General features: G+C 72.0%; 16 protein-coding genes. 8 read left to right on the forward strand and 8 right to left on the reverse strand.

Features of this window, described 5'->3' with window-relative positions; translation table 11 throughout:
• Positions 1-44 precede the first annotated feature (44 nt).
• Positions 45-1,400, forward strand: a complete 1,356-nt coding sequence (locus tag LV457_RS19485; RefSeq protein WP_374198896.1) for a nicotinate phosphoribosyltransferase — start codon at positions 45-47, stop codon at positions 1,398-1,400.
• Positions 1,397-3,364, forward strand: a complete 1,968-nt coding sequence (locus tag LV457_RS19490; RefSeq protein ID WP_232173187.1) for an ATP-dependent DNA helicase — start codon at positions 1,397-1,399, stop codon at positions 3,362-3,364. Before LV457_RS19485 ends, LV457_RS19490 begins: the two co-directional genes overlap by 4 nt.
• Before the next feature lie 2 nt (positions 3,365-3,366).
• On the opposite strand, the gene LV457_RS19495 is transcribed toward LV457_RS19490, so the two are convergent.
• On the reverse strand, positions 3,367-4,215 hold the full coding sequence (locus LV457_RS19495; RefSeq protein WP_232173188.1) for a virginiamycin B lyase: 849 nt from the start codon (positions 4,213-4,215) through the stop codon (positions 3,367-3,369).
• A complete protein-coding gene (gene glgP, locus LV457_RS19500) occupies positions 4,212-6,797 on the reverse strand; it encodes an alpha-glucan family phosphorylase (RefSeq protein ID WP_232173189.1) in 2,586 nt (861 codons plus the stop codon). The genes LV457_RS19495 and glgP overlap by 4 nt, the downstream gene beginning before the upstream one ends.
• A 237-nt stretch (positions 6,798-7,034) precedes the next feature.
• On the opposite strand from glgP, the gene LV457_RS19505 reads away from it, so the two are divergent.
• Both LV457_RS19505 and glgB read left to right on the forward strand, forming a co-directional pair.
• Positions 7,035-9,125, forward strand: a complete 2,091-nt coding sequence (locus LV457_RS19505) for an alpha-1,4-glucan--maltose-1-phosphate maltosyltransferase (protein ID WP_232173190.1) — start codon at positions 7,035-7,037, stop codon at positions 9,123-9,125.
• Positions 9,126-9,141: 16 nt separating this feature from the next.
• Positions 9,142-11,346 (forward strand): 1,4-alpha-glucan branching protein GlgB, encoded by a 2,205-nt coding sequence (gene glgB, locus LV457_RS19510; protein ID WP_232173191.1) that lies wholly within the window; start codon positions 9,142-9,144, stop codon positions 11,344-11,346.
• Positions 11,347-11,363: 17 nt separating this feature from the next.
• Here glgB and LV457_RS19515 read toward each other — a convergent pair whose 3' ends face one another.
• The 4 genes from LV457_RS19515 to LV457_RS19530 all read right to left on the reverse strand — a co-directional run bounded on the left by LV457_RS19515 (position 11,364) and on the right by LV457_RS19530 (position 14,347).
• Positions 11,364-11,624 carry a hypothetical protein gene (locus tag LV457_RS19515; protein WP_232173192.1) on the reverse strand — a complete coding sequence of 87 codons (261 nt, stop codon included), beginning with the start codon at positions 11,622-11,624 and terminating at the stop codon, positions 11,364-11,366.
• A gap of 197 nt (positions 11,625-11,821) precedes the next feature.
• Positions 11,822-12,712, reverse strand: coding sequence for a tetratricopeptide repeat protein (locus LV457_RS19520; protein WP_232173193.1), 891 nt, complete (start codon positions 12,710-12,712; stop codon positions 11,822-11,824).
• Positions 12,709-13,083: a DUF3817 domain-containing protein gene (locus LV457_RS19525; protein WP_232173194.1), complete on the reverse strand. Its 375-nt coding sequence runs from the start codon at positions 13,081-13,083 to the stop codon at positions 12,709-12,711. The genes LV457_RS19520 and LV457_RS19525 overlap by 4 nt, the downstream gene beginning before the upstream one ends.
• Positions 13,084-13,144: 61 nt before the next feature.
• Positions 13,145-14,347 (reverse strand): acetyl-CoA C-acetyltransferase, encoded by a 1,203-nt coding sequence (locus LV457_RS19530; protein ID WP_232173195.1) that lies wholly within the window; start codon positions 14,345-14,347, stop codon positions 13,145-13,147.
• 92 nt (positions 14,348-14,439) lie between these two features.
• Here LV457_RS19530 and mce point away from each other — a divergent pair, with 92 nt between their 5' ends.
• Complete coding sequence (gene mce / locus LV457_RS19535; RefSeq protein WP_232173196.1) at positions 14,440-14,910, forward strand: methylmalonyl-CoA epimerase; 471 nt, start codon at positions 14,440-14,442, stop codon at positions 14,908-14,910.
• A gap of 1 nt (position 14,911) precedes the next feature.
• Here the strand turns inward: mce and LV457_RS19540 are convergent, their stop codons facing one another.
• On the reverse strand, positions 14,912-15,199 hold the full coding sequence (locus LV457_RS19540; protein ID WP_232173197.1) for a hypothetical protein: 288 nt from the start codon (positions 15,197-15,199) through the stop codon (positions 14,912-14,914).
• Positions 15,199-15,870 (reverse strand): endonuclease NucS, encoded by a 672-nt coding sequence (gene nucS, locus LV457_RS19545; RefSeq protein ID WP_232173198.1) that lies wholly within the window; start codon positions 15,868-15,870, stop codon positions 15,199-15,201. Before nucS ends, LV457_RS19540 begins: the two co-directional genes overlap by 1 nt.
• A gap of 40 nt (positions 15,871-15,910) precedes the next feature.
• Between nucS and LV457_RS19550 the strand changes: the two genes are divergently transcribed.
• Genes LV457_RS19550 through LV457_RS19560 form a run of 3 tightly spaced genes read left to right on the forward strand, consistent with a single transcriptional unit; the run spans position 15,911 to position 19,567 of the window.
• Positions 15,911-17,524, forward strand: a complete 1,614-nt coding sequence (locus LV457_RS19550) for a mononucleotidyl cyclase (protein ID WP_232173199.1) — start codon at positions 15,911-15,913, stop codon at positions 17,522-17,524.
• A gap of 52 nt (positions 17,525-17,576) precedes the next feature.
• Positions 17,577-19,139, forward strand: coding sequence for a DNA-3-methyladenine glycosylase 2 family protein (locus LV457_RS19555; RefSeq protein ID WP_308192230.1), 1,563 nt, complete (start codon positions 17,577-17,579; stop codon positions 19,137-19,139).
• Entirely contained in the window at positions 19,064-19,567 is a 504-nt protein-coding gene (locus LV457_RS19560; RefSeq protein WP_232173200.1) for a methylated-DNA--[protein]-cysteine S-methyltransferase, read from the forward strand. The genes LV457_RS19555 and LV457_RS19560 overlap by 76 nt, the downstream gene beginning before the upstream one ends.
• Positions 19,568-19,697: the final 130 nt, after the last annotated feature.

Consider the following 19,697-nt stretch of genomic DNA (forward strand, 5'->3'; position numbering starts at 1 on the left):
CCGAGGATACCGAGGGTGGCTGACAACACCTATTTCGTGCGGGCATCCGGACACCTGCCCGATACCGTGGCACGGTGACCGACGCGGCGCCGGCCCTGTTCACCGACAGATACGAGCTGACCATGCTCGCCGCCGCGCTGCGCGACGGCACCGCCCACCGCCGCTGCACGTTCGAGGTGTTCGCCCGGCGGCTGCCCGACGGCCGCCGCTACGGCGTGGTCGCCGGCACCGGCCGGTTCCTGACGGCGTTGCGGGACTTCCGGTTCGGCGACCACACACTTGCCCTGGTGCGCGACCTGCTCGACCCCGCCACCGTCGACTACCTCGCCGCCTACCGCTTCGGCGGCGACGTCGACGGCTACGCCGAGGGCGAGCTCTACTTCCCCGACTCCCCGGTGCTGACGGTCACCGGCAGCTTCGCCGAGTGCGTGGTGCTCGAGACGCTGGTGCTCTCGATCCTCAACCACGACAGCGCGATTGCCGCGGCCGCGGCGCGGATGGTCAGCGCCGCCGACGGCCGGCCGCTGATCGAGATGGGCTCCCGCCGCACCCACGAGGAGGCCGCCGTGGCGGCGGCGCGCGCCGCCTACCTCGCGGGGTTCGCGGGCACGTCGAACCTCGCGGCCCAACAGCGCTACGGCATTCCGACGATCGGCACCAGCGCGCACGCGTTCACGCTGCTGCACACCATCGCGGCCGGCGGTCCCGACGACTGGGAGCGCGCCGCGTTCGCCGCGCAGGTCGCCGCGCTCGGCGTCGGGACCACTCTGCTGGTCGACACCTACGACATCACCGCCGGCGTCGCCAACGCGATCGCGGTGGCGGGCTCGGAACTCGGCGCGGTCCGCATCGACTCCGGTGAGCTCGGTGTGCTCGCGCGGCAGGTGCGCCGTCAGCTCGACGCGCTCGGCGCGCCGCACACCCGCATCGTGGTGTCCGGCGACCTCGACGAATTCGGGATCGCCGCGCTGCGCTCGGATCCGGTGGACAGCTACGGCGTGGGCACCTCGCTGGTCACCGGGTCCGGCGCCCCGACCGCGGGCATGGTCTACAAGCTGGTGGAGGTCGAGGGCCTCCCGGTGCGCAAACGCAGCAGCCGCAAGGAGTCCCACGGCGGCCGCAAGCGGGCCCGCCGCCTGGCCCGGCCCACCGGCACCGTCGTCGAAGAGATCGTCCACCCCGCCGACACGCCGCCGGGCGACGAGGGCCGGGAGCTCACGGTGCCGCTGGTGCGCGGCGGCGAACCGGTCGCCGACACCGATCTGGCGGCCGCCCGCGCCCGGGTGGCGGCGGGGCTGCGCAGCCTGCCGTGGGACGGGCTCGCGCTCTCGCGCGGCGAACCGGCTATCCCGACCCGGCTCGTCGCCGCGGCCGAGGAGGCATCACGACCGCCTCGGTGACCGAACTGCTGGAGCTCGCCGTGACAGCGCTCGGCGGCAGCCACCGCCCCGGCCAGGTCGAGATGGCCGAGGCCGTGGCGCGCTCCTTCGACATCGGCGAGCACCTGGCCGTGCAGGCCGGCACCGGCACCGGCAAGTCGCTGGCCTACCTGGTGCCGGCGATCGCCACGGCGGTCGACCGGTCGACGCCGGTCGTCGTGTCCACCGCCACCATCGCGTTGCAGCGCCAGCTCGTCGACCGCGATCTGCCCCGTCTGGCCGACGCGTTGGCCGCCGCGCTGCCGCGCACGCCGCGGTTCGCGATCCTCAAGGGCCGCGGAAACTACCTCTGCCTCAACAAGGTCCACAACGGCGCGGCGGCGGACGCGGAGCCGCCGCAGGAGCTGCTGTTCGAGCCGCTGGCGGCCAGCTCGCTGGGCCGCGACGTGCAGCGGCTCACCGAGTGGTCCGCCGAGACGGCCACCGGCGACCGCGACGACCTGTCCCCCGGCGTGGGTGACCGGGCGTGGGGACAGGTGAGCGTGTCGGCCCGTGAATGCCTCGGCGTCGCCCGCTGCCCGTTCGGCGCCGAATGCTTCGCGGAGAAGGCGAAGGCCCGCGCCGCCCAGGCCGATGTCGTCGTCACCAACCACGCGCTGTTGGCGATCGACGCGATCGGCGACGCGGCGGTGCTCCCCGAACACGACCTGCTGGTGGTCGACGAGGCCCACGAGCTGGTCGACCGCTTGACCTCGGTGGCCACCGGTGAGCTGTACCCCGCCGCGCTCACCATCGCCGTCCGCCGGCTCGGCCGGCTCGTCGAACCGGAGCTCGTCGCCCGCCTCGAAGCCTCGGCCACCACGTTCAGCTCCGCGATCTACGACGCGACACCCGGCCGCATCGACCGCCTCGACGACGAGCTGGCGAGCTACCTCGGCGGCCTGCGCGACGCCGCCGACGCCGCCCGGCGCGCCATCGGCACCGGCACCACCGACCCGGCGGCGGCCGCCGCGCGATCCGAGGCGATGGTGGCGCTCGACGACATCGCGCAGACGTGCTCGCGGATCGTCGCCTCGTTCGTTCCCGAGCCGCCCGACCGGCTCGACGTCGTCTGGCTCGACCACGAGACCGAACGCAGCGGCGCCGTCCGGCCGGTGCTGCGGGTGGCGCCGCTGGTGGTGTCCGGGCTGTTGCGCACCCGGCTGTTCAGTCGCGCGACGACCGTCCTGACGTCGGCCACGCTGACGCTCGGCGGCTCCTTCGACGCGATGGCCACGGCGTGGGGGTTGGCCGGCGGCGAGGACGCCGCGACGCCGCGGTGGCGCGGTATCGACGTCGGCTCGCCGTTCGACCACGCGACGGCGGGCATCCTCTACATCGCCAAGCGGCTGCCGCCGCCGGGACGCGACGGCACCGGCTCCGCCGAGCAACTCGACGAGATCGAGCAGCTCATCACCGCGGCGGGCGGGCGCACGCTCGGGCTGTTCTCGTCGATGCGCGCCGCCAAGGCCGCCGCCGAGGTGATCCGCGACCGCATCGACACGCCGGTGCTCTGCCAGGGCGACGACACCACCGCGCTGCTGGTCGAACGGTTCGCCGCGGATCCCGCCACCTCGCTGTTCGGCACGATGTCGCTGTGGCAGGGCGTCGACGTGCCCGGCCCGTCGCTGTCGCTGGTGCTGATCGACCGCATCCCGTTCCCGCGGCCCGACGACCCGCTGCTGACCGCTCGCCAGCGCGCCGTGGCCGCCCGCGGCGGCAACGGGTTCATGGCCGTCGCCGCCAGCCACGCGGCGCTGCGGCTCGCCCAGGGCGCCGGCCGGCTGCTGCGCCGCACCGAGGACCGCGGCGTGGTGGCGGTGCTCGACTCGCGGATGGCGACCGCCCGCTACGGCAGCTACCTGCGGTCGACGCTGCCGCCGTTCTGGCTGACCACCGACCGCGAGGTGGTGTGCGGCGCGCTGCGGCGACTCACCGCGGGCTGACGTCAGCCCGTCGGCAGCCGGACGACGTGGCCGGCCTCCAGCGCCACCCACAGCCCGCCGTCGCCGTCGATCGCCATGCCGTGCGGTTCGCTGCCGGCGGGCAGGTCGACGGTGGACACCTCGCCGTCGGCGCTCACGCGTGCCAGCTGGTCGGCGGCCCACAGGCTGACCCACACCCCGCCCGACGGGTCGGCGACGACGGCGTGCGGCCGCCCCGGCAGCGGCAGCTCCTGGATCGCGTCGCCCAGCGGGATGCGGCCGAGTTGCCCGGCCCGTATCTCGGTGAACCACACGGCGTCGTCGTGGGTGGCGGCGATGCCGACCGGGCCGGCCTGTGGCGTCGGCAGTTCGCGCAGCGTGAGGTCGCCGAACAGCGTCAGCCGGCCGATCGCATTGGCGTCGTGCAGCGTGAACCACAGCGCGCCGTCGGGACCTGCGGTGATCATCGACGGCAACCCGGACACCGGGACGCGGTCGGTGAGGGTGCCGTCGGCGTCCAGGCGCCCGATCCCCCAGCCCATCGCGGTGAACCACACGCCGTCGTCGGGTCCGGCCGCGATACCGAACGGCGCACTGCCGTCGGGAAGCGCATATGCCGTGCAGCGGCCGTCGGCGTCGATGCGGCCGATCCGGTCGTCGCCGCTGCGGGTGAACCACAGCGCGCCGTCCGGGCCGACGGTGATCAGCGACGGCTTGCTGCCACCGGCGACCGGGAACCGCGTGACGGCGCCGTCGCGCGTGACGCGGGCGATCTCGCCGGCGTGCACGAGCGTCACCCACGCGGCGCCGTCGGGGCCCACCGCCACGGCGTACGGGCCGCCGTCGAGCGCGGTGTCGACGAGTCCGCTCACGCCAGCGCGACCAGACCCAGCTCGTTGTCGCCGGCCAGCAGCGGGTGGTGCGGCAGCACCCGCACGGTGTAGCCGACGGCGCCGGCGACCGGCAGCGGTGTGGTGGTGGAGAAGATCTCGTTGCCGTCGGAGCCGGCGTGGCGCATCGGCACGATGACCGGGTCGACCAGCGCGTCGGTGGCGTCCACGCGGCCCACCACCGCCTGCACCGCCACCTCGTCCGGCGTGAGCCCGCCGAGATCCACCTTGGCGGTCAACGTCAGCTCCGACCCCAGGAGCGGGGTGTCGGGCAGCCCGGTGCTGTCGACGTCGGTGACGGTCACCCGGGGCCACGCGGCCACCACCCGGCGGCGGAAGTCGGCCAGCTCGCGGGCGGCGCCGAACGGGGTGTCGCCGTCGGCCGCCACGGTCCGGCGGTAGGACCGCGCGGCCGGGCCGTAGTAGCGCTCGGTGTAGTCGCGCACCATGCGCGACGCCAGCACCTTCGGCCCGAGCGTCTGCAGCGTGTGGCGCACCATCTCCACCCACCGCGCCGGCACGCCGTCGCCGTCACGCTCGTAGAACTTCGGCGCGACGGAGCTCTGCAGCAGGTCATACAGCGCGGCGGCCTCGATGTCGTCGCGGCGGGACTCGTCGGCGATACCGCCCGCGGTGGGGATCTCCCAGCCGTTCTCGCCGTCGTACCACTCGTCCCACCAGCCGTCGCGGATCGACAGGTTCAGCCCGCCGTTGAGCGCGCTCTTCATGCCGGACGTGCCGCACGCCTCCAGCGGCCGCAGCGGGTTGTTGAGCCACACGTCGCAGCCCCAGTACAGCAGCCGGGCCATCGACATGTCGTAATCCGGCAGGAACGCGATGCGGTGACGCACCTCCGCCCGGTCGGCCCACCGCACCACCTGCTGGATCAGCGCCTTGCCGCCGTCGTCGGCGGGGTGGGACTTGCCCGCGACGACCAGCTGCACCGGCCGCTCGGGGTCCAGCAGCAGCCGCTGCAGCCGCTGCGGATCGCGCAGCATCAGCGTCAGCCGCTTGTAGGTCGGCACCCGGCGGGCAAACCCGACGGTCAGCACCTCGGGGTCGAATGCGTTGGAGATCCAGCCCAGTTCGGCGTCGGTGGCGCCGCGCTCCAGCCAGGACCGGTGCAACCGGCGCCGGACGTCCTCGACGAGCAGCCGCCGCAATTGGCAGCGGATCTGCCACAGCTTCGCGGCGTCGACCTGCTGCAGCAGCTGCCACGTCTCGGGTTCGCTCAAGGCGGTCAGGTAGTCGTCGCCGACCACCTCCCGCGCCAGGTCCATCCACTGCGGCGCGGCCCAGGTGGGTGCGTGCACGCCGTTGGTGATCGAGCCGATCGGGACCTCGGCGGGATCGAAGCCCGGCCACAGGTCGTTGAACATGCCGCGGCTCACCGTGCCGTGCAGCAGCGACACCCCGTTGGCGCGCTGCGCCAGCCGCAGCCCCATGTGCGCCATGTTGAACTTCGTCGGGTCGTCCTCGGCGCCGAAGCCGATGATCCGGTCCAGCGGCACGCCCGGCAGCAGCGGCCGCTCGGGGTCCCCGAAGTGGTGGACGACCATCTCGACCGGGAAGCGGTCGATGCCGGCCGGCACCGGCGTGTGGGTGGTGAAGACGGTGGACGAGCGGACGACGGTCAGCGCGGTGTCGAAGTCCAGGCCCTCGTCGGTGATCAGCTCGCGGATGCGCTCGAGCCCGAGGAAGCCGGCGTGCCCCTCGTTCATGTGGAACACCTCCGGCGCCGGCATGCCCTCGAGCGCGCAGAACGCCCGCACCGCGCGGACCCCGCCGATGCCCGCCAGGATCTCCTGCTTGATGCGGTGGTCCTGGTCGCCGCCGTAGAGCCGGTCGGTCACGCCGCGCAGCTCGTGCTCGTTCTCCGGGATGTCGGAGTCCAGCAGCAGCAGCGGCACCCGACCGACTTGGGCGATCCACACCCGGGCCCGCAGCGGCGCGTCGCCGGGGATGCCGAGCGCCACCAGCACGGGGTCGCCGGACGCGTCGGCGAGCAGCCGCAGCGGCAGGCCCTGCGGGTCGAGCGACGGATAGTTCTCGTGTTGCCAGCCGTCGAGGGTGAGCGACTGGCGGAAGTAGCCGGACCGGTAGTACAGCCCGACGCCGACGAGCGGCACGCCCAGGTCGGATGCCGACTTCAGGTGGTCGCCGGCGAGGATGCCGAGCCCGCCGGAGTAGTTGGGCAGCACCTCCGAGACGCCGAACTCCATCGAGAAGTAGGCGATGGAAGCCGGCAGGTCGTCGCCGGCGGCCTGGCGCTCCTGATACCAGCGCGGCCGGCTCAGGTAGTCGTCGAGGTCGGCCGCCAGCGCGTCCAGGCGCGTCGTGAAGCCCTCGTCGGCGGCGAGCTCGTCGAGCCGGCCCGGCCGCACCGCGCCCAGCAGCGCAACCGGGTCCTGACCCAGCTGCGCCCACAGCCGCGGGTCGATGGCGGCGAACAGGTCCTGCGTGGGTGTGTGCCACGACCACCGCAGGTTGACCGAGAGGTGTTCCAGCGCCGCCAGCCGGGCGGGGAGGTGAGCACGGACGGTGAATCGACGCAGTGCTTTCACGCATCCATACCTTACTGACGGTGCGGATTCGTGCAGCGCGCCACGGACATCCGCCGCCCGGCGGCCGGCTCCTCGGTCGCCGCCTGATTGGGCCGGACACTACGGTGGGTATAGGGCGACGTACGACAGTTCGACGACGAGCAGACCACGCCCATGCCGCGGCAGCAGCGCTGCCCGCGCTCTCGAGACGAACACCGCGGCGGCCCCGCGCGGCCGCGGTAGGAACGGAGCAGATGAGTGCCCGGCCGCATCGCGATCGATGACGTCCAGCCCGTCATTTCCCACGGCAGGTATCCCGCCAAGGCGACCGTCGGTGAGATCGTGCCGATCTGCGCCACGGTGTGGCGGGAAGGCCATGACGCGGTGGCCGCGACCTTGGTCGTGCGCTACCACGGACCGCAGTATCCGCAGCTCACCGCCGGTCCGGAGCAGCTCGCCGAGGCCCCCCCGCCGGTACCCATCGAGCAGGTCGTGACGCCGCCGCAACAGCGGGTGCGGCCACAGCACCTCCCGATGGTGCAGGGCCGCACGCCCGACGTGTTCCACGGGCAGTTCAGCCCGGATCGGGTGGGGCTGTGGACGTTTCGGGTGGACGGCTGGAGCGATCCGATCGCCACCTGGCGCAAGGCGATCCTCGCCAAGCTGGAGGCCGGCCAGGGCGAAACGGAGCTCTCCAACGATCTGTTGGTCGGCGCGAAGCTCCACGAGCGCGCTGCCGGCGGCGTCCCTCGCCAGGACCGCTATCCGCTGATCGAGGCGGCCACGGCGCTGCGCACACCCGGCGACCCGTTCCAGCGCGCCGGCGCGGCGCTCACACCAAAGATCGACGCGCTGTTGGCGCAGTATCCGCTGCGCGAGTTGGTCACCCGCGGCGAGCAGTACGGCATCTGGGTCGACCGGCCGCTGGCCGGCTGCAGCGCCTGGTACGAGTTCTTCCCGCGCTCGACCGGCGGATGGGACGAGGCCGGCAACCCGGTGCACGGCACGTTCAAGACGTCGGAGGCGGCGCTGCCGCGGATCGCCGAGATGGGATTCGACGTCGTCTATCTGCCGCCGATCCACCCCATCGGCAAGGTGCACCGCAAGGGCCGCAACAACACCGTCACCGCCGCGCCGGGCGACGTCGGCTCACCGTGGGCCATCGGCAGCGACGAGGGCGGGCACGACGCCATCCACCCCGACCTCGGCACGTTCGACGACTTCGACGCGTTCGTCGCGGCCGCGCGCAACCTCGGGCTGGAAGTGGCGCTCGACCTGGCGCTGCAGTGCGCGCCGGACCATCCGTGGGCGCGGGAGCACCGCAATTGGTTCACCGAACTGCCCGACGGCACCATCGCCTATGCGGAGAACCCGCCGAAGAAGTACCAGGACATCTATCCGCTCAACTTCGACAACGACCCCGCCGGCCTCTACGAGGAGGTGCTGCGGGTGGTGAAGGTGTGGATGGATCACGGCGTCAAGATCTTCCGCGTCGACAACCCCCACACCAAGCCGCCGGACTTCTGGGCGTGGCTCATCGGCAAGGTGAAGTCGATCGACCCGGACGTGCTGTTCCTGTCCGAGGCGTTCACCCGGCCCGCGCGCCTGCACGGGTTGGCCAAACTCGGCTTCACGCAGTCGTATTCGTACTTCACCTGGCGCACCGCGAAGTGGGAGCTGCAGGAGTTCGGCCAGGAGATCGCCCGCTACGCCGACAGCACGCGGTTCAACCTCTTCGTCAACACCCCGGACATTCTGCACGAGAGCCTGCAGCACGGCGGTCCCGGCATGTTCGCCATCCGGGCGGTGCTGGCGTCGACGATGAGCCCGAACTGGGGCGTCTACTCCGGCTACGAGCTCTTCGAGCACCGCGCGGTGCGCGAGGGCAGCGAGGAGTACCTCGACTCGGAGAAGTACGAGCTGCGGCCGCGCGACTTCGAGGCCGCGCTGGCCCGCGGCGAGTCGCTGGAGCCGTTCCTGGCCCGGCTCAACCAGATTCGCCGCCTGCACCCGGCGCTGCGCCAGCAGCGGACCATCCATTTCCACCACATCGACAACGATGCGCTGCTGGCCTACAGCAAGTTCGATCCGGCCAGCGGCGACTGCGTGCTGGTGGTGGTGACGCTGAACCCCTTCGGGCCCGAGGAGTCGACGCTGTGGCTCGACATGGGTGCGCTGGGCATGGAGCCCTACGACCGCTTCTGGGTGCGCGACGAGATCACCGGCGAGGAGTACCAGTGGGGTCAGGCGAACTACATCCGCCTCGACCCGGCCCGCGCCGTCGCGCACATCGTGAACATGCCGCAGATTCCAAGCGAGTCCCGCGCCGCGCTGCTGCGCCGGGAATGAGAGGAGTACCAGCGGAATGACCGGAACCGAAATCGTCAGCCGCCACCTGGCGCCCGATCCCGACGACCTGGCCCGGCTGATCGCCGGCCAACACCACGACCCCCACTCGGTGCTGGGCGCCCACGAGTACGGCGACCACACCGTCATCCGCGCCTACCGCCCGCACGCGCTGGAGGTGGTGGCGCTCGTCGGCGACAAGCGATATCCGTTCTCCCACATCGACTCCGGGCTGTTCGCGGTGGCGCTGCCCTTCACCGACCTGATCGACTACCGGCTGGAGATCAGCTATCCCGGCGACGGCGAACACCGCGACACCCTCGTCGTCGCCGACGGCTACCGGTTCCTGCCGACGCTCGGCGAGGTGGACCTGCACCTGTTCGCCGAGGGGCGCCACGAACGGCTCTGGGAGGTGCTGGGCGCGCACCACCGGTCGTTCACCACACCCGACGGGGTGGTCGAGGGCGTGTCCTTTGCGGTGTGGGCGCCGAATGCCAAGGGCGTCACCCTGATCGGTGACTTCAACCACTGGGACGCCACGGCCGCGCCGCTGCGCGTACTCGGCTCGACCGGCGTGTGGGAGCTGTTCTGGCCGGACTTCCCGTCCGACGGGCTCTACAAGTTCCGGGTGCACGGCGCCGACGGCTCGGTCGTCGATCGCGCCGATCCGATGGCGTTCGCCACCGAGGTGCCGCCGCTGACGGCCTCCCGCGTCACCCGCAGCACCTACACGTGGAACGACGACGCGTGGATGGCCGAGCGCGCCCGGCGCAACCCGGTCTTCGAGCCGATGAGCACCTACGAGGTGCACCTCGGGTCGTGGCGGCCCGGCCTGAGCTACGTCGAGCTGGCCGAGCAGCTCACGGCCTACGTCGTCGAGCAGGGCTTCACCCACGTCGAGATGCTGCCGGTGGCCGAGCACCCGTTCGGCGGCTCCTGGGGATACCAGGTCACCTCGTACTACGCGCCGTCCGCGCGGTTCGGCTCGCCCGACGAGTTCCGCTACCTCGTCGACGCCCTGCACCAGGCCGGCATCGGCGTCATCGTGGACTGGGTGCCCGCGCACTTCCCGAAGGACGCGTGGGCGCTCGGCCGGTTCGACGGCACGCCGCTCTACGAACACGCCGACCCGCGGCGCGGCGAGCAACTCGACTGGGGCACCTACGTGTTCGACTTCGGCCGCGCCGAGGTGCGCAACTTCCTGGTGGCCAACGCGCTGTACTGGCTGCAGGAGTACCACGTCGACGGGCTGCGGGTCGACGCCGTCGCGTCGATGCTCTACCTAGACTACTCGCGGCCCGCGGGCGGCTGGACCCCGAACATCTACGGCGGCCGAGAGAACCTGGAGGCGGTGCAGTTCCTGCAGGAGATGAACGCCACGGTGCACAAGGCGGCGCCCGGCATCGTCACCATCGCCGAGGAGTCCACGTCGTGGCCCGGCGTGACGCGGCCCACCAACCTCGGCGGCCTCGGGTTCTCGATGAAGTGGAACATGGGCTGGATGCACGACACGCTCGACTACCTCGGGCGCGACCCGATCCACCGCTCCTTCCACCACGGCGAGATCACGTTCTCGATGCTGTATGCGTTCAGCGAGAACTACGTGCTGCCCATCAGCCACGACGAGGTGGTGCACGGCAAGGGCACGCTGTGGGGCCGGATGCCCGGCGACGACCACCGCAAGGCCGCGGGGCTGCGCAGCCTGCTGGCCTACCAGTGGGCGCATCCCGGCAAGCAGTTGCTGTTCATGGGCCAGGAGTTCGGGCAGCGCGCCGAATGGTCCGAGGAGCGCGGCCTCGACTGGTACCAGCTCGACGAACAGAGCTTTTCGACCGGTGTGCTGCGGCTGACCCGCGACCTCAACGCGCTGTACCGGAGCCGCCCGGCGTTGTGGTCGCAGGACACCGTGCCCGACGGCTACTCCTGGATCGACGCCAACGACTCGGCCAACAACGTGCTGAGCTTCCTGCGCTACGGCAGCGACGGCTCGGTGCTGGCGTGCGTGTTCAACTTCTCCGGCGCCGAGCATCCGCAGTACCGGCTCGGCCTGCCGTTCGCCGGGCGGTGGCGCGAGGTGCTCAACACCGACGCCACCGACTACCACGGCAGCGGCATCGGCAACTACGGCGCGGTCGAAGCCACCGACGAGCCGTGGCACGGCCGGCCCGCATCCGCGTGCCTGACGCTGCCGCCGCTCTCGGCGCTGTGGTTCGAGCCGGAGTAGGTTCGAGCCGGAGTAGCTCAGGGACCGACGTACGGGACCGGCTGGCCGGCCATGTCGTTGATGTTCAGCAGCTGGCAGTTGGTGCCGCCGAAGCCCATGGCCCCGGCGGTGACGCAGCGCTGAAACGTGCCGTCGGACGCGATCGGACCGTCGCAGGTCGTGCCGCCGCCCCACGGGGTCCAGCCGCCCTGGCAACCCGCGCTGGCGGGGGCGGCGCCTGCGATCGCGATGCCGCTCGCCGCGACCGCGCTGACCGCGAATGTGATGAGCGCCTTCATGCGTGTCTCCTCCGGTGTCGCTTCGGCCCGCGAAGGGACGGGCACGCCCGGCGCGAGGCCGGACGAACGGTGGATGGCGGTCTGCCGCGGATCACACGCCCAGCGAGGCCGGCGTCGGCCGACAGGCCGCCCCCGAACGGTCCGCGTCAGGCTTCCAGGATACCGCCGAATGCGTGGCCGCCGGGGCCGTCAGCGGCTCAGTACAGCGCGTTGGCGAGGTTGCGGCGCGCGGCCAACACCGCGGGATCGGCCGGGTCGAACAGGTCGAACAGCTCGATGAGCCGCGACCGCACCCGGGCCCGCTCGTCGCCGGCGGTGCGGCGCACCTGCGCGATCAGCCGGGCGAACGCCGCCTCGGGCTGCTGCTGCAGGATCTCCACGTCAGCGGCGGCGAGCGCGGCGTCGACATCGGCCGGCGCGGCGTCCGCCACGGCGACCGCATCCGGCCGGTGCGCCGTGGCGCGGCCCAGGAAGTCCAGCTGCCGGATGGCGCCCTTGGCCTCGGCGTGCTGCGGGTCGGCCTCGAGGATCGCCAGGTAGGTGGCGCGGGCGGCATCGAAGTCGCCGGCATCGAGGTGGTCGCGGGCCTGCTGCAACGCCGGGTCGACCGGTTCGGCCTCCTCGCCGCCGGCGCCGGTCAGCTTCCCCGCCACCGCCTGCACCAGCGAGTCGACCCATCGGCGCAGCTGCTCCGGCGGCTGCATGCCCTCGAAGTTCGAGATCGGCTGTCCGCCCGCCAGCGCCACGACCGTGGGCACCGCCTGCACACCGAACACCTGCGCCACCCGCGGGGTGGTGTCGACGTTCACGGTCGCGAGCGCCCACCGGTTGCCCGACTGCGCCGCCAGCGCGCCGAACAACTCGACCAGCTGGGTCGAGGCGTTGCTGCGGGGCGTCCACAGCACCACGACGACGGGCACCGCGTTCGAGCGCGCGATCACCTCGGCTTCGAGATTCGCCTCGGTCACCTCGACACCGGCCGCGGGCGCCGCGTCGGCGGCGTCCGGCTGCGTGGCGCGCTGCTTGAGGGCGGAGAGGTCGACGGCGCCCGCCATGGCGGGCGCGATGGAGGGACGGGGACGTGTCACGACGTCAAGTTTGGCACGTCGCCGCGCGGTTGCGCCGCCCCCGAGCCGGCTGCGGACGCCAGTCGGCCGCTCCGATCGGCCCATATGAGGAAGATCACACTGCACAGCGGGGCGATGCTGGCCAGCAACGCCAGCAACCACGTCGACACGGTCCACCGGCACGCCGTCCCCACCGCCGCCGCCGTCAGCACGAACGCCAGGAACAGCGCGCCGTGCACCGGACCGAAGATCTTCACGCCCACTTCGGTGCGCGGCTCACCGGCGTACTTGAAGTACATGCCGATCAGCAGGCCGGCCCAGCTGCCTGCCTCCAGCAGCGCCACCAGCCGGAAGCGCCCGGCGGCGGAGCGGACGTCGAGAGAACTCGTCATGGCGTCATTGTGCCCCGACGACGGCCCAGCTACTACGCTGCGTCGTCGACCGGTCGACGGCTCAGCGCGCCCGCAGGATCAGCGCGTCGCCCTGGCCGCCGGCGCCGCACAGCGCCGCGACCGCATAGGCCGGCCCCCGGCCGTCGCCGTCGCCGCGCCGGCGCTTGAGCTCCAGCGCCGCGTGCAGGGCGATCCGCGCACCCGACATGCCGATCGGATGACCGATGGCGATAGCACCGCCGTTTACGTTCACCTTCGCCGGGTCGACGCCCAGCTCGCGGGTCGAGGCCAGCGCGACGGCCGCGAACGCCTCGTTGATCTCGATGACGTCGAGGGCGTCGACACCGATGCCCTCGCGGGCCACCGCCTTCTTGATCGCGTTCGCGGGCTGGCTCTGCAGCGTGGAGTCCGGACCGGCCACCACGCCGTGCGCGCCGATCTCGACCAGCCAGTCCAGCCCCAGCTCCTCGGCTTTCGTCCTGCTCATGACCACCACGGCGGCGGCGCCGTCGGAGATCTGCGACGCCGAACCGGCGGTGATGGTGCCGTCGGAGCGGAATGCGGGCTTCAGGCCGGCCAGTGAGTCGGCGGTGGTGTTGGCGCGGATGCCCTCGTCCTCGCTGAACTCGATCGGGTCGCCTTTGCGCTGCGGGATCTTCACGGGCACGACCTCGTCGTCGAAGACCCCGTCCTTCCACGCCGCGGCGGCCCGCTGGTGGGACTGGGCGGCGTACTCGTCCTGCTCGCGCCGGGTGAACTGGTCGACCTCGTTGCGCTGCTCGGTCAGCGCACCCATCGGCTGGTCGGTGAACACGTCGTGCAGGCCGTCGTAGGCCAGGTGATCGACGACGGTGACGTCGCCGTACTTGTAGCCGGCGCGGCTTCCCGGCAGCAGGTGCGGCGCCTGCGTCATGGACTCCTGGCCGCCGGCGACGACGACGTCGAATTCGCCCGCCCGGATCAGCTGGTCCGCCAGCGCGATGGCGTTGATCCCGGACAGGCACATCTTGTTGATCGTCAGCGTCGGGACGTCCCAACCGATGCCCGCGGCCACCGCCGCCTGGCGGGCCGGCAGCTGCCCGGCACCCGCCGTGAGCACCTGGCCCATGATCACGTACTCGACCGCCGAGGCGGGCACCCCGGCGCGCTGCAGGGCGCCGGCGATGGCCACCGCCCCCAGGTCACTGCCCTTGAAGTCCTTCAGCGAGCCCGACAGTTTGCCGATCGGGGTGCGGGCGCCAGCAACGATCACCGACGTGGTCATGAGTGCCTCCAGGTGTGTTTGAACCGGCTCCGACGGGGCAATCCTGCCGACTCAGATGTCGGAGCGACTGATGGTTAGGTTACCTTTCCGCTATGACTGCCGAGCAGATTGACGCCCGTCCCGCGCTGGCCACCGCGCTGGTGACCGCAGTCGACCACGTCGGTATCGCGGTCCCGGATCTCGACGCCGCCATCAAGTGGTATCACGACCACCTCGGGATGATCGTCCTCCACGAGGAGGTCAACGAGGATCAGGGCATCCGCGAGGCCATGCTGTCGGTGCGGGGCGCGCCGGTCGGCAGCGCCCAGGTCCAGCTGATGGCCCCGCTCGACGAGTCGTCTACCATCGCGAAGTTCCTCGACAAGCGCGGCCCGGGGCTGCAGCAGTTCGCCTATCGCGTCAGCGACCTCGAGGCGCTCACCGAGCGGCTTCGGGAGCAGGGCGTCCGGCTGCTCTACGACGCGCCGCGGCGGGGCACCGCGGGCGCGAAGATCAACTTCATCCACCCCAAGGACGCCGGCGGCGTGCTCATCGAGCTGACCGAGCCGGCCGAGGGACACTGAGCTAGGACCACCTCCGGGTGGGCCGCCGGGTTTCGCGGTTCGCCCAACACGGCGTGTGCCAGTGGCGCCGGTCGTCGGGCGCACGGTCGGCGGGCCAGGCCACCAGGTGCGCGACGCCCGGGCGAATCTCGTGGTCGCACCCGGGGCAGCGGTAGGTCTTGGTCGCCCGGCTTCCCGCCACCGCACGCACCTCGTAGTCGTCGCCGTCGGGCCCGACCTCGATCCGGCGAGCCGCCGGCAGTGGCGGCGGCGCCCCTGCCCGTCGCGGCGGCCGGCGGCGCCGACCCATCAGAACAGCCGGAATTCGTCGCTGTCCATGCCCCGCATCCGGTCGTAGTCCAACGTCACGCAGCGGATGCCGCGGTCGGTGGCGAGCGTGCGGGCCTGCGGTTTGATCTGCTGGGCGGCGAACACCCCGGCGACCGGCGCGATCAGGCTGTCGCGGTTCAGCAACTCCAGGTAGCGGGTGAGCTGCTCGACACCGTCGATCTCGCCGCGCCGCTTGATCTCCACCGCGACCGTGCGGCCGTGCTCGTCGCGGCAGAGCAGGTCGACCGGGCCGATGGCCGTCATGTACTCCCGGCGCACCAGTGTGTAGCCGGCGCCGAGCAGTTCGACGTGTTCGGCGAGCAGCTCCTGCAGGTGCGCCTCCACGCCGTCCTTCACCAGGCCGGGGTCGACGCCCAGCTCGTGCGATGAGTCGTGTTCGACCGCCTCGATCGTGATGCGAAGCTGCTCGCCCGCCCGGTTCTCGACCACCCACACCGGTTGCGGGCCGTCGTTGTGCTCGGTCAGCCGACACGGCGGGCTCATCCAGTTCAGCGGCTTGTAGGCGCGGTCGTCGGCGTGCACGCTCACCGAACCGTCGGCCTTGATGAGCAGCAGCCGGCGCGCGGACGGCAGATGCGCGGTGAGCCGGCCGATGTAGTCGACGGTGCACTGGGCGATCACGAGACGCACCCGACCACCTTAGGCAACGAGCGCCTAGGCTGAGCCCACCATGAACGCCGGTAAAACAGTGGCGCAGCGGCTCGGCCACGTCCTGGAGGCGCTCACCCGGCAGAGCGGCAGACTCGACACGCCGGAGTACGGCTCGTGGCTGCTCGGCCGCGTCGAGGAGAGCCAGCGGCGCCGACGCATCCGGATCCAGGTCATCCTGACGCTGTTCATCGTCGTCGCGAACCTGGTCGGCGTCGCGGTCGCCTGCCTGGTCATCATGGTCGCGTTCCCGACCCCCAGCGTCTTCACCCCGGAGGCCCGCTGGGTCACCTTCGTCTTCAACCCGATCTACATCGGGGCGGCGCTGGTGGTCGGCGTCTTCTGGGCCACCCGCCGCGTGATCCGCAACGTGCGGTGGGCCATCGAGGAGCGCACGCCGACGCTGGCCGACCAGCGCAACACGTTCTTCGCGCCGTGGCGGCTCACCCGCGTGGTGCTGGTCCTCTGGGCGGTCGGCGCGGTGCTGATCACCGCGATGTACGGCTCGATCAGCACCGGGTACGTCCCCAAGGCGCTGCTCGGCATCAGCTTCAGCGGCATCGTGGTGTGCGCCAGCTGCTACCTGCTGACCGAGTTCGCGCTGCGCCCGGTGGCCGCGCAAGCGCTGGAGGTGGGGCCGCCGCCACGGCGGCTCGCACCCGGGCTGCTCGGCCGCATCATGCTGGTCTGGGCGCTGGGTTCGGGCGTGCCGGTGCTGGGCATCCTGCTCGCGGCGATCATCTTCCTGACGCTGCGCAATGTCACCCCGACGCAGTTCGCCGTCGCGATCGGCATCCTCGCGATCTTCGCGCTGGTGTTCGGCGCGATCCTCATGTGGATTCTGTCCTGGCTCACCGCGACACCGATCCGCGTCGTGCGCGCGGCGCTCACCCGCGTCGAGAATGGCGACCTCGACACCAACCTCGTGGTGTTCGACGGCACCGAGCTCGGGCAGTTGCAGCGCGGGTTCAACGCGATGGTGCACGGGCTCCGCGAGCGCGAGCGGGTGCGTGACCTGTTCGGCCGCCACGTCGGGCGCGAGGTGGCGGCTGCGGCCGAGAAGCAGCAGATCGAGCTGGGCGGCGAGGAGCGGCACGTGGCCGTGCTGTTCGTCGACGTCATCGGCTCGACGCGGATCGTCGCCAACCGGCCGCCCATCGAGGTGGTGGACCTGCTCAACCGGTTCTTCGGCGTCATCGTCGACGAGGTGGACCGCCACCACGGCCTGCTCAACAAGTTCGAGGGCGATGCGACGCTGGCGATCTTCGGCGCTCCGGTGGCCCTCGACCACCCGGAGGACGAGGCGCTCGCCGCGGCCCGCTGCATCGCCAGACGACTGCGCGACGAGGTGCCCGAGTGTCCGGCCGGCATCGGCGTATCGGCCGGGGAGGTCGTGGCCGGCAACGTCGGCGCCCGCGAGCGGTTCGAGTACACGGTCATCGGGGACCCGGTCAACGAGGCGGCACGGCTCAGTGAGCTGGCGAAGAACTACCCGACGCGGCTGCTGGCCTCGGCCACCGCCGTCGAGGCCGCGCAGGAGCGGGAACGGCAATGCTGGGCGTTCGGCGAGGAAGTGACGCTGCGGGGACGCGACCGGGCGACGCGGCTGGCCTGCCCGACGGACGTGCCGCAATAGCCGTGTCTGTTTTCCGCCGGTGACGACGCCGGCGGCGTGCCAGAGTCGAAGTGTGCACGACGACTTCGACCGCTGCTATAAGGCGCTGCAATCCCGCGACGCCCGCTTCGACGGTTGGTTCGTCACGGCGGTCACCTCCACCGGCATCTACTGCCGGCCCAGTTGCCCGGCCCGGACGCCGCACGCCCGGAACGTCCGCTTCTACCCGAGCGCGGCAGCCGCCCAGCACGCCGGCTTCCGCGCGTGCAAACGCTGCCGCCCCGACGCGTCGCCCGGATCGCCGCAGTGGAACGTCCGCGGCGACGTGGTGGCCCGCGCGATGCGCCTCATCGGCGACGGCGTCGTCGACCGCGACGGCGTGACGGGGCTGGCGGCGGCCCTCGGATACACGACCCGCCAGCTGGAACGGCTGCTCAGGGCCGAGGTCGGCGCCGGACCGCTCGCGCTCGCGCGGGCGCAGCGCGTCCAGACCGCCCGCATCCTCATCGAAACCACCGATCTGCCGTTCAGCGAGGTGGCCTTCGCATCCGGCTTCGCGAGCATCCGGCAGTTCAACGACTCCGTGCGCGACGCGTGCGCAGCCTCCCCCACCGCTCTGCGGTACGCGGCGCGTACCCGGAGCGCGGCTGCGACGGGCCCGGCGGCGGGGGTGCTGAGCCTGCGGCTGCCCGTGCGCACCCCGTTCGCGTACCGGGGCCTGTTCGGCCATCTGGGTGCCGCCGCGGTCCCCGGCTGCGAGGAGGTGCGCGACGGCGCCTACCGCCGCACGCTGCGGCTGCCGCACGGCGTCGGCGTCGTCGCGCTGACACCGGCGACCGACCACGTGCGCTGCGAGCTGCAGCTCGACGACTTCCGCGACCTCGCGGCCGCCATCGCCCGCTGCCGTCGGCTGCTGGACCTCGACGCCGATCCGACGGCGGTGACCGACGCGCTGGCCGCCGACCCGACGCTGCGTAGCGCGGTGGCCGCCGCACCGGGCCAACGCATCCCCCGCACCGTCGACGAGCACGAGCTCGCCATCCGGACGGTCCTGGGCCAGCAGGTGTCGATGAAGGCGGCGCGCACCCACACCGCGCGGCTGGTGCACCGCTACGGCCGACCGCTGGCGGCGCCGGTCGGCGGCCTGAGCCACGCCTTCCCCACGGTCGACGAGCTGGCCGCACTGGACCCGGCTGAGCTGGCGATGCCGCACGCGCGGCGCCGGACCCTGATCGCGCTCATCGGCGCGCTCGCCGACGGGCGCGTGGACCTCGGACCCGGCGTCGACTGGAACCGCGCACGCGGGCAGCTCGGAGAACTACCGGGCGTCGGGCCGTGGACCGTCGAGATGGTCGCCATGCGCGGCCTCGGCGACCCCGACGCGTTCCCGGCGTCCGACCTCGGGATCCGGCTGTCGGCGCGCGCGTTCGGCCTGCCCGACGACGTCCGCGCACTCAGCGAACACAGCGCCCGCTGGCGACCGTGGCGCGCCTACGCCGCTCAACAGCTCTGGGCGGCACTCGACCATTCCGTCAATGACTGGCCACCGAAGGAGACAGCATGCCCGTCGTCTACTACCGCACCGTCGATAGCCCCATCGGGCCGCTCACGCTCGCCGGCAGCGGCCGCGGGTTGATGCACCTACGCATGACCGAGCAGAGCCACGAACCGAGCCGCGCGGGCTGGCGTCGCGACGATCGCGCGTTCTCCGACGCGGTGGATCAGCTCGCGCAGTACTTCGCCGGCGAACGCACCGCATTCGACGTCGAGCTGGAGCTGGCCGGCACGCCGTTTCAGCGCCGCGTCTGGACCGCATTGCGCGACATCCCCTACGGCGAGACGCGTTCCTACGGCCAGATCGCCGCCTTACTCGGCGCACCGGGCGCCTCGCGCGCCGTCGGCCTGGCCAACGGCCGCAACCCGGTCAGCGTCATCGTGCCGTGCCACCGGGTGATCGGCGCCAACGGCAGCCTGACCGGTTACGGCGGCGGCGTGGAGCGTAAGCGCCTGCTGCTCGGGCTCGAACGAGCGAATGCGCCGGCGGTGCCCACGCTATTCCGATGAGCAAGTGCAGAAATGAGAAATGCCCCCGTGGTGTGCGGGGGCATTTCTGCTGGTGTGTGTTCGGCGGTGTCCTACTTTTCCGCCCGGGTGGGCAGTATCATCGGCGCTGGCAGGCTTAGCTTCCGGGTTC

This window comes from Mycobacterium sp. MYCO198283 (assembly GCF_021213805.1).
In the GTDB taxonomy this organism is placed as follows: Bacteria; Actinomycetota; Actinomycetes; order Mycobacteriales; family Mycobacteriaceae; genus Mycobacterium.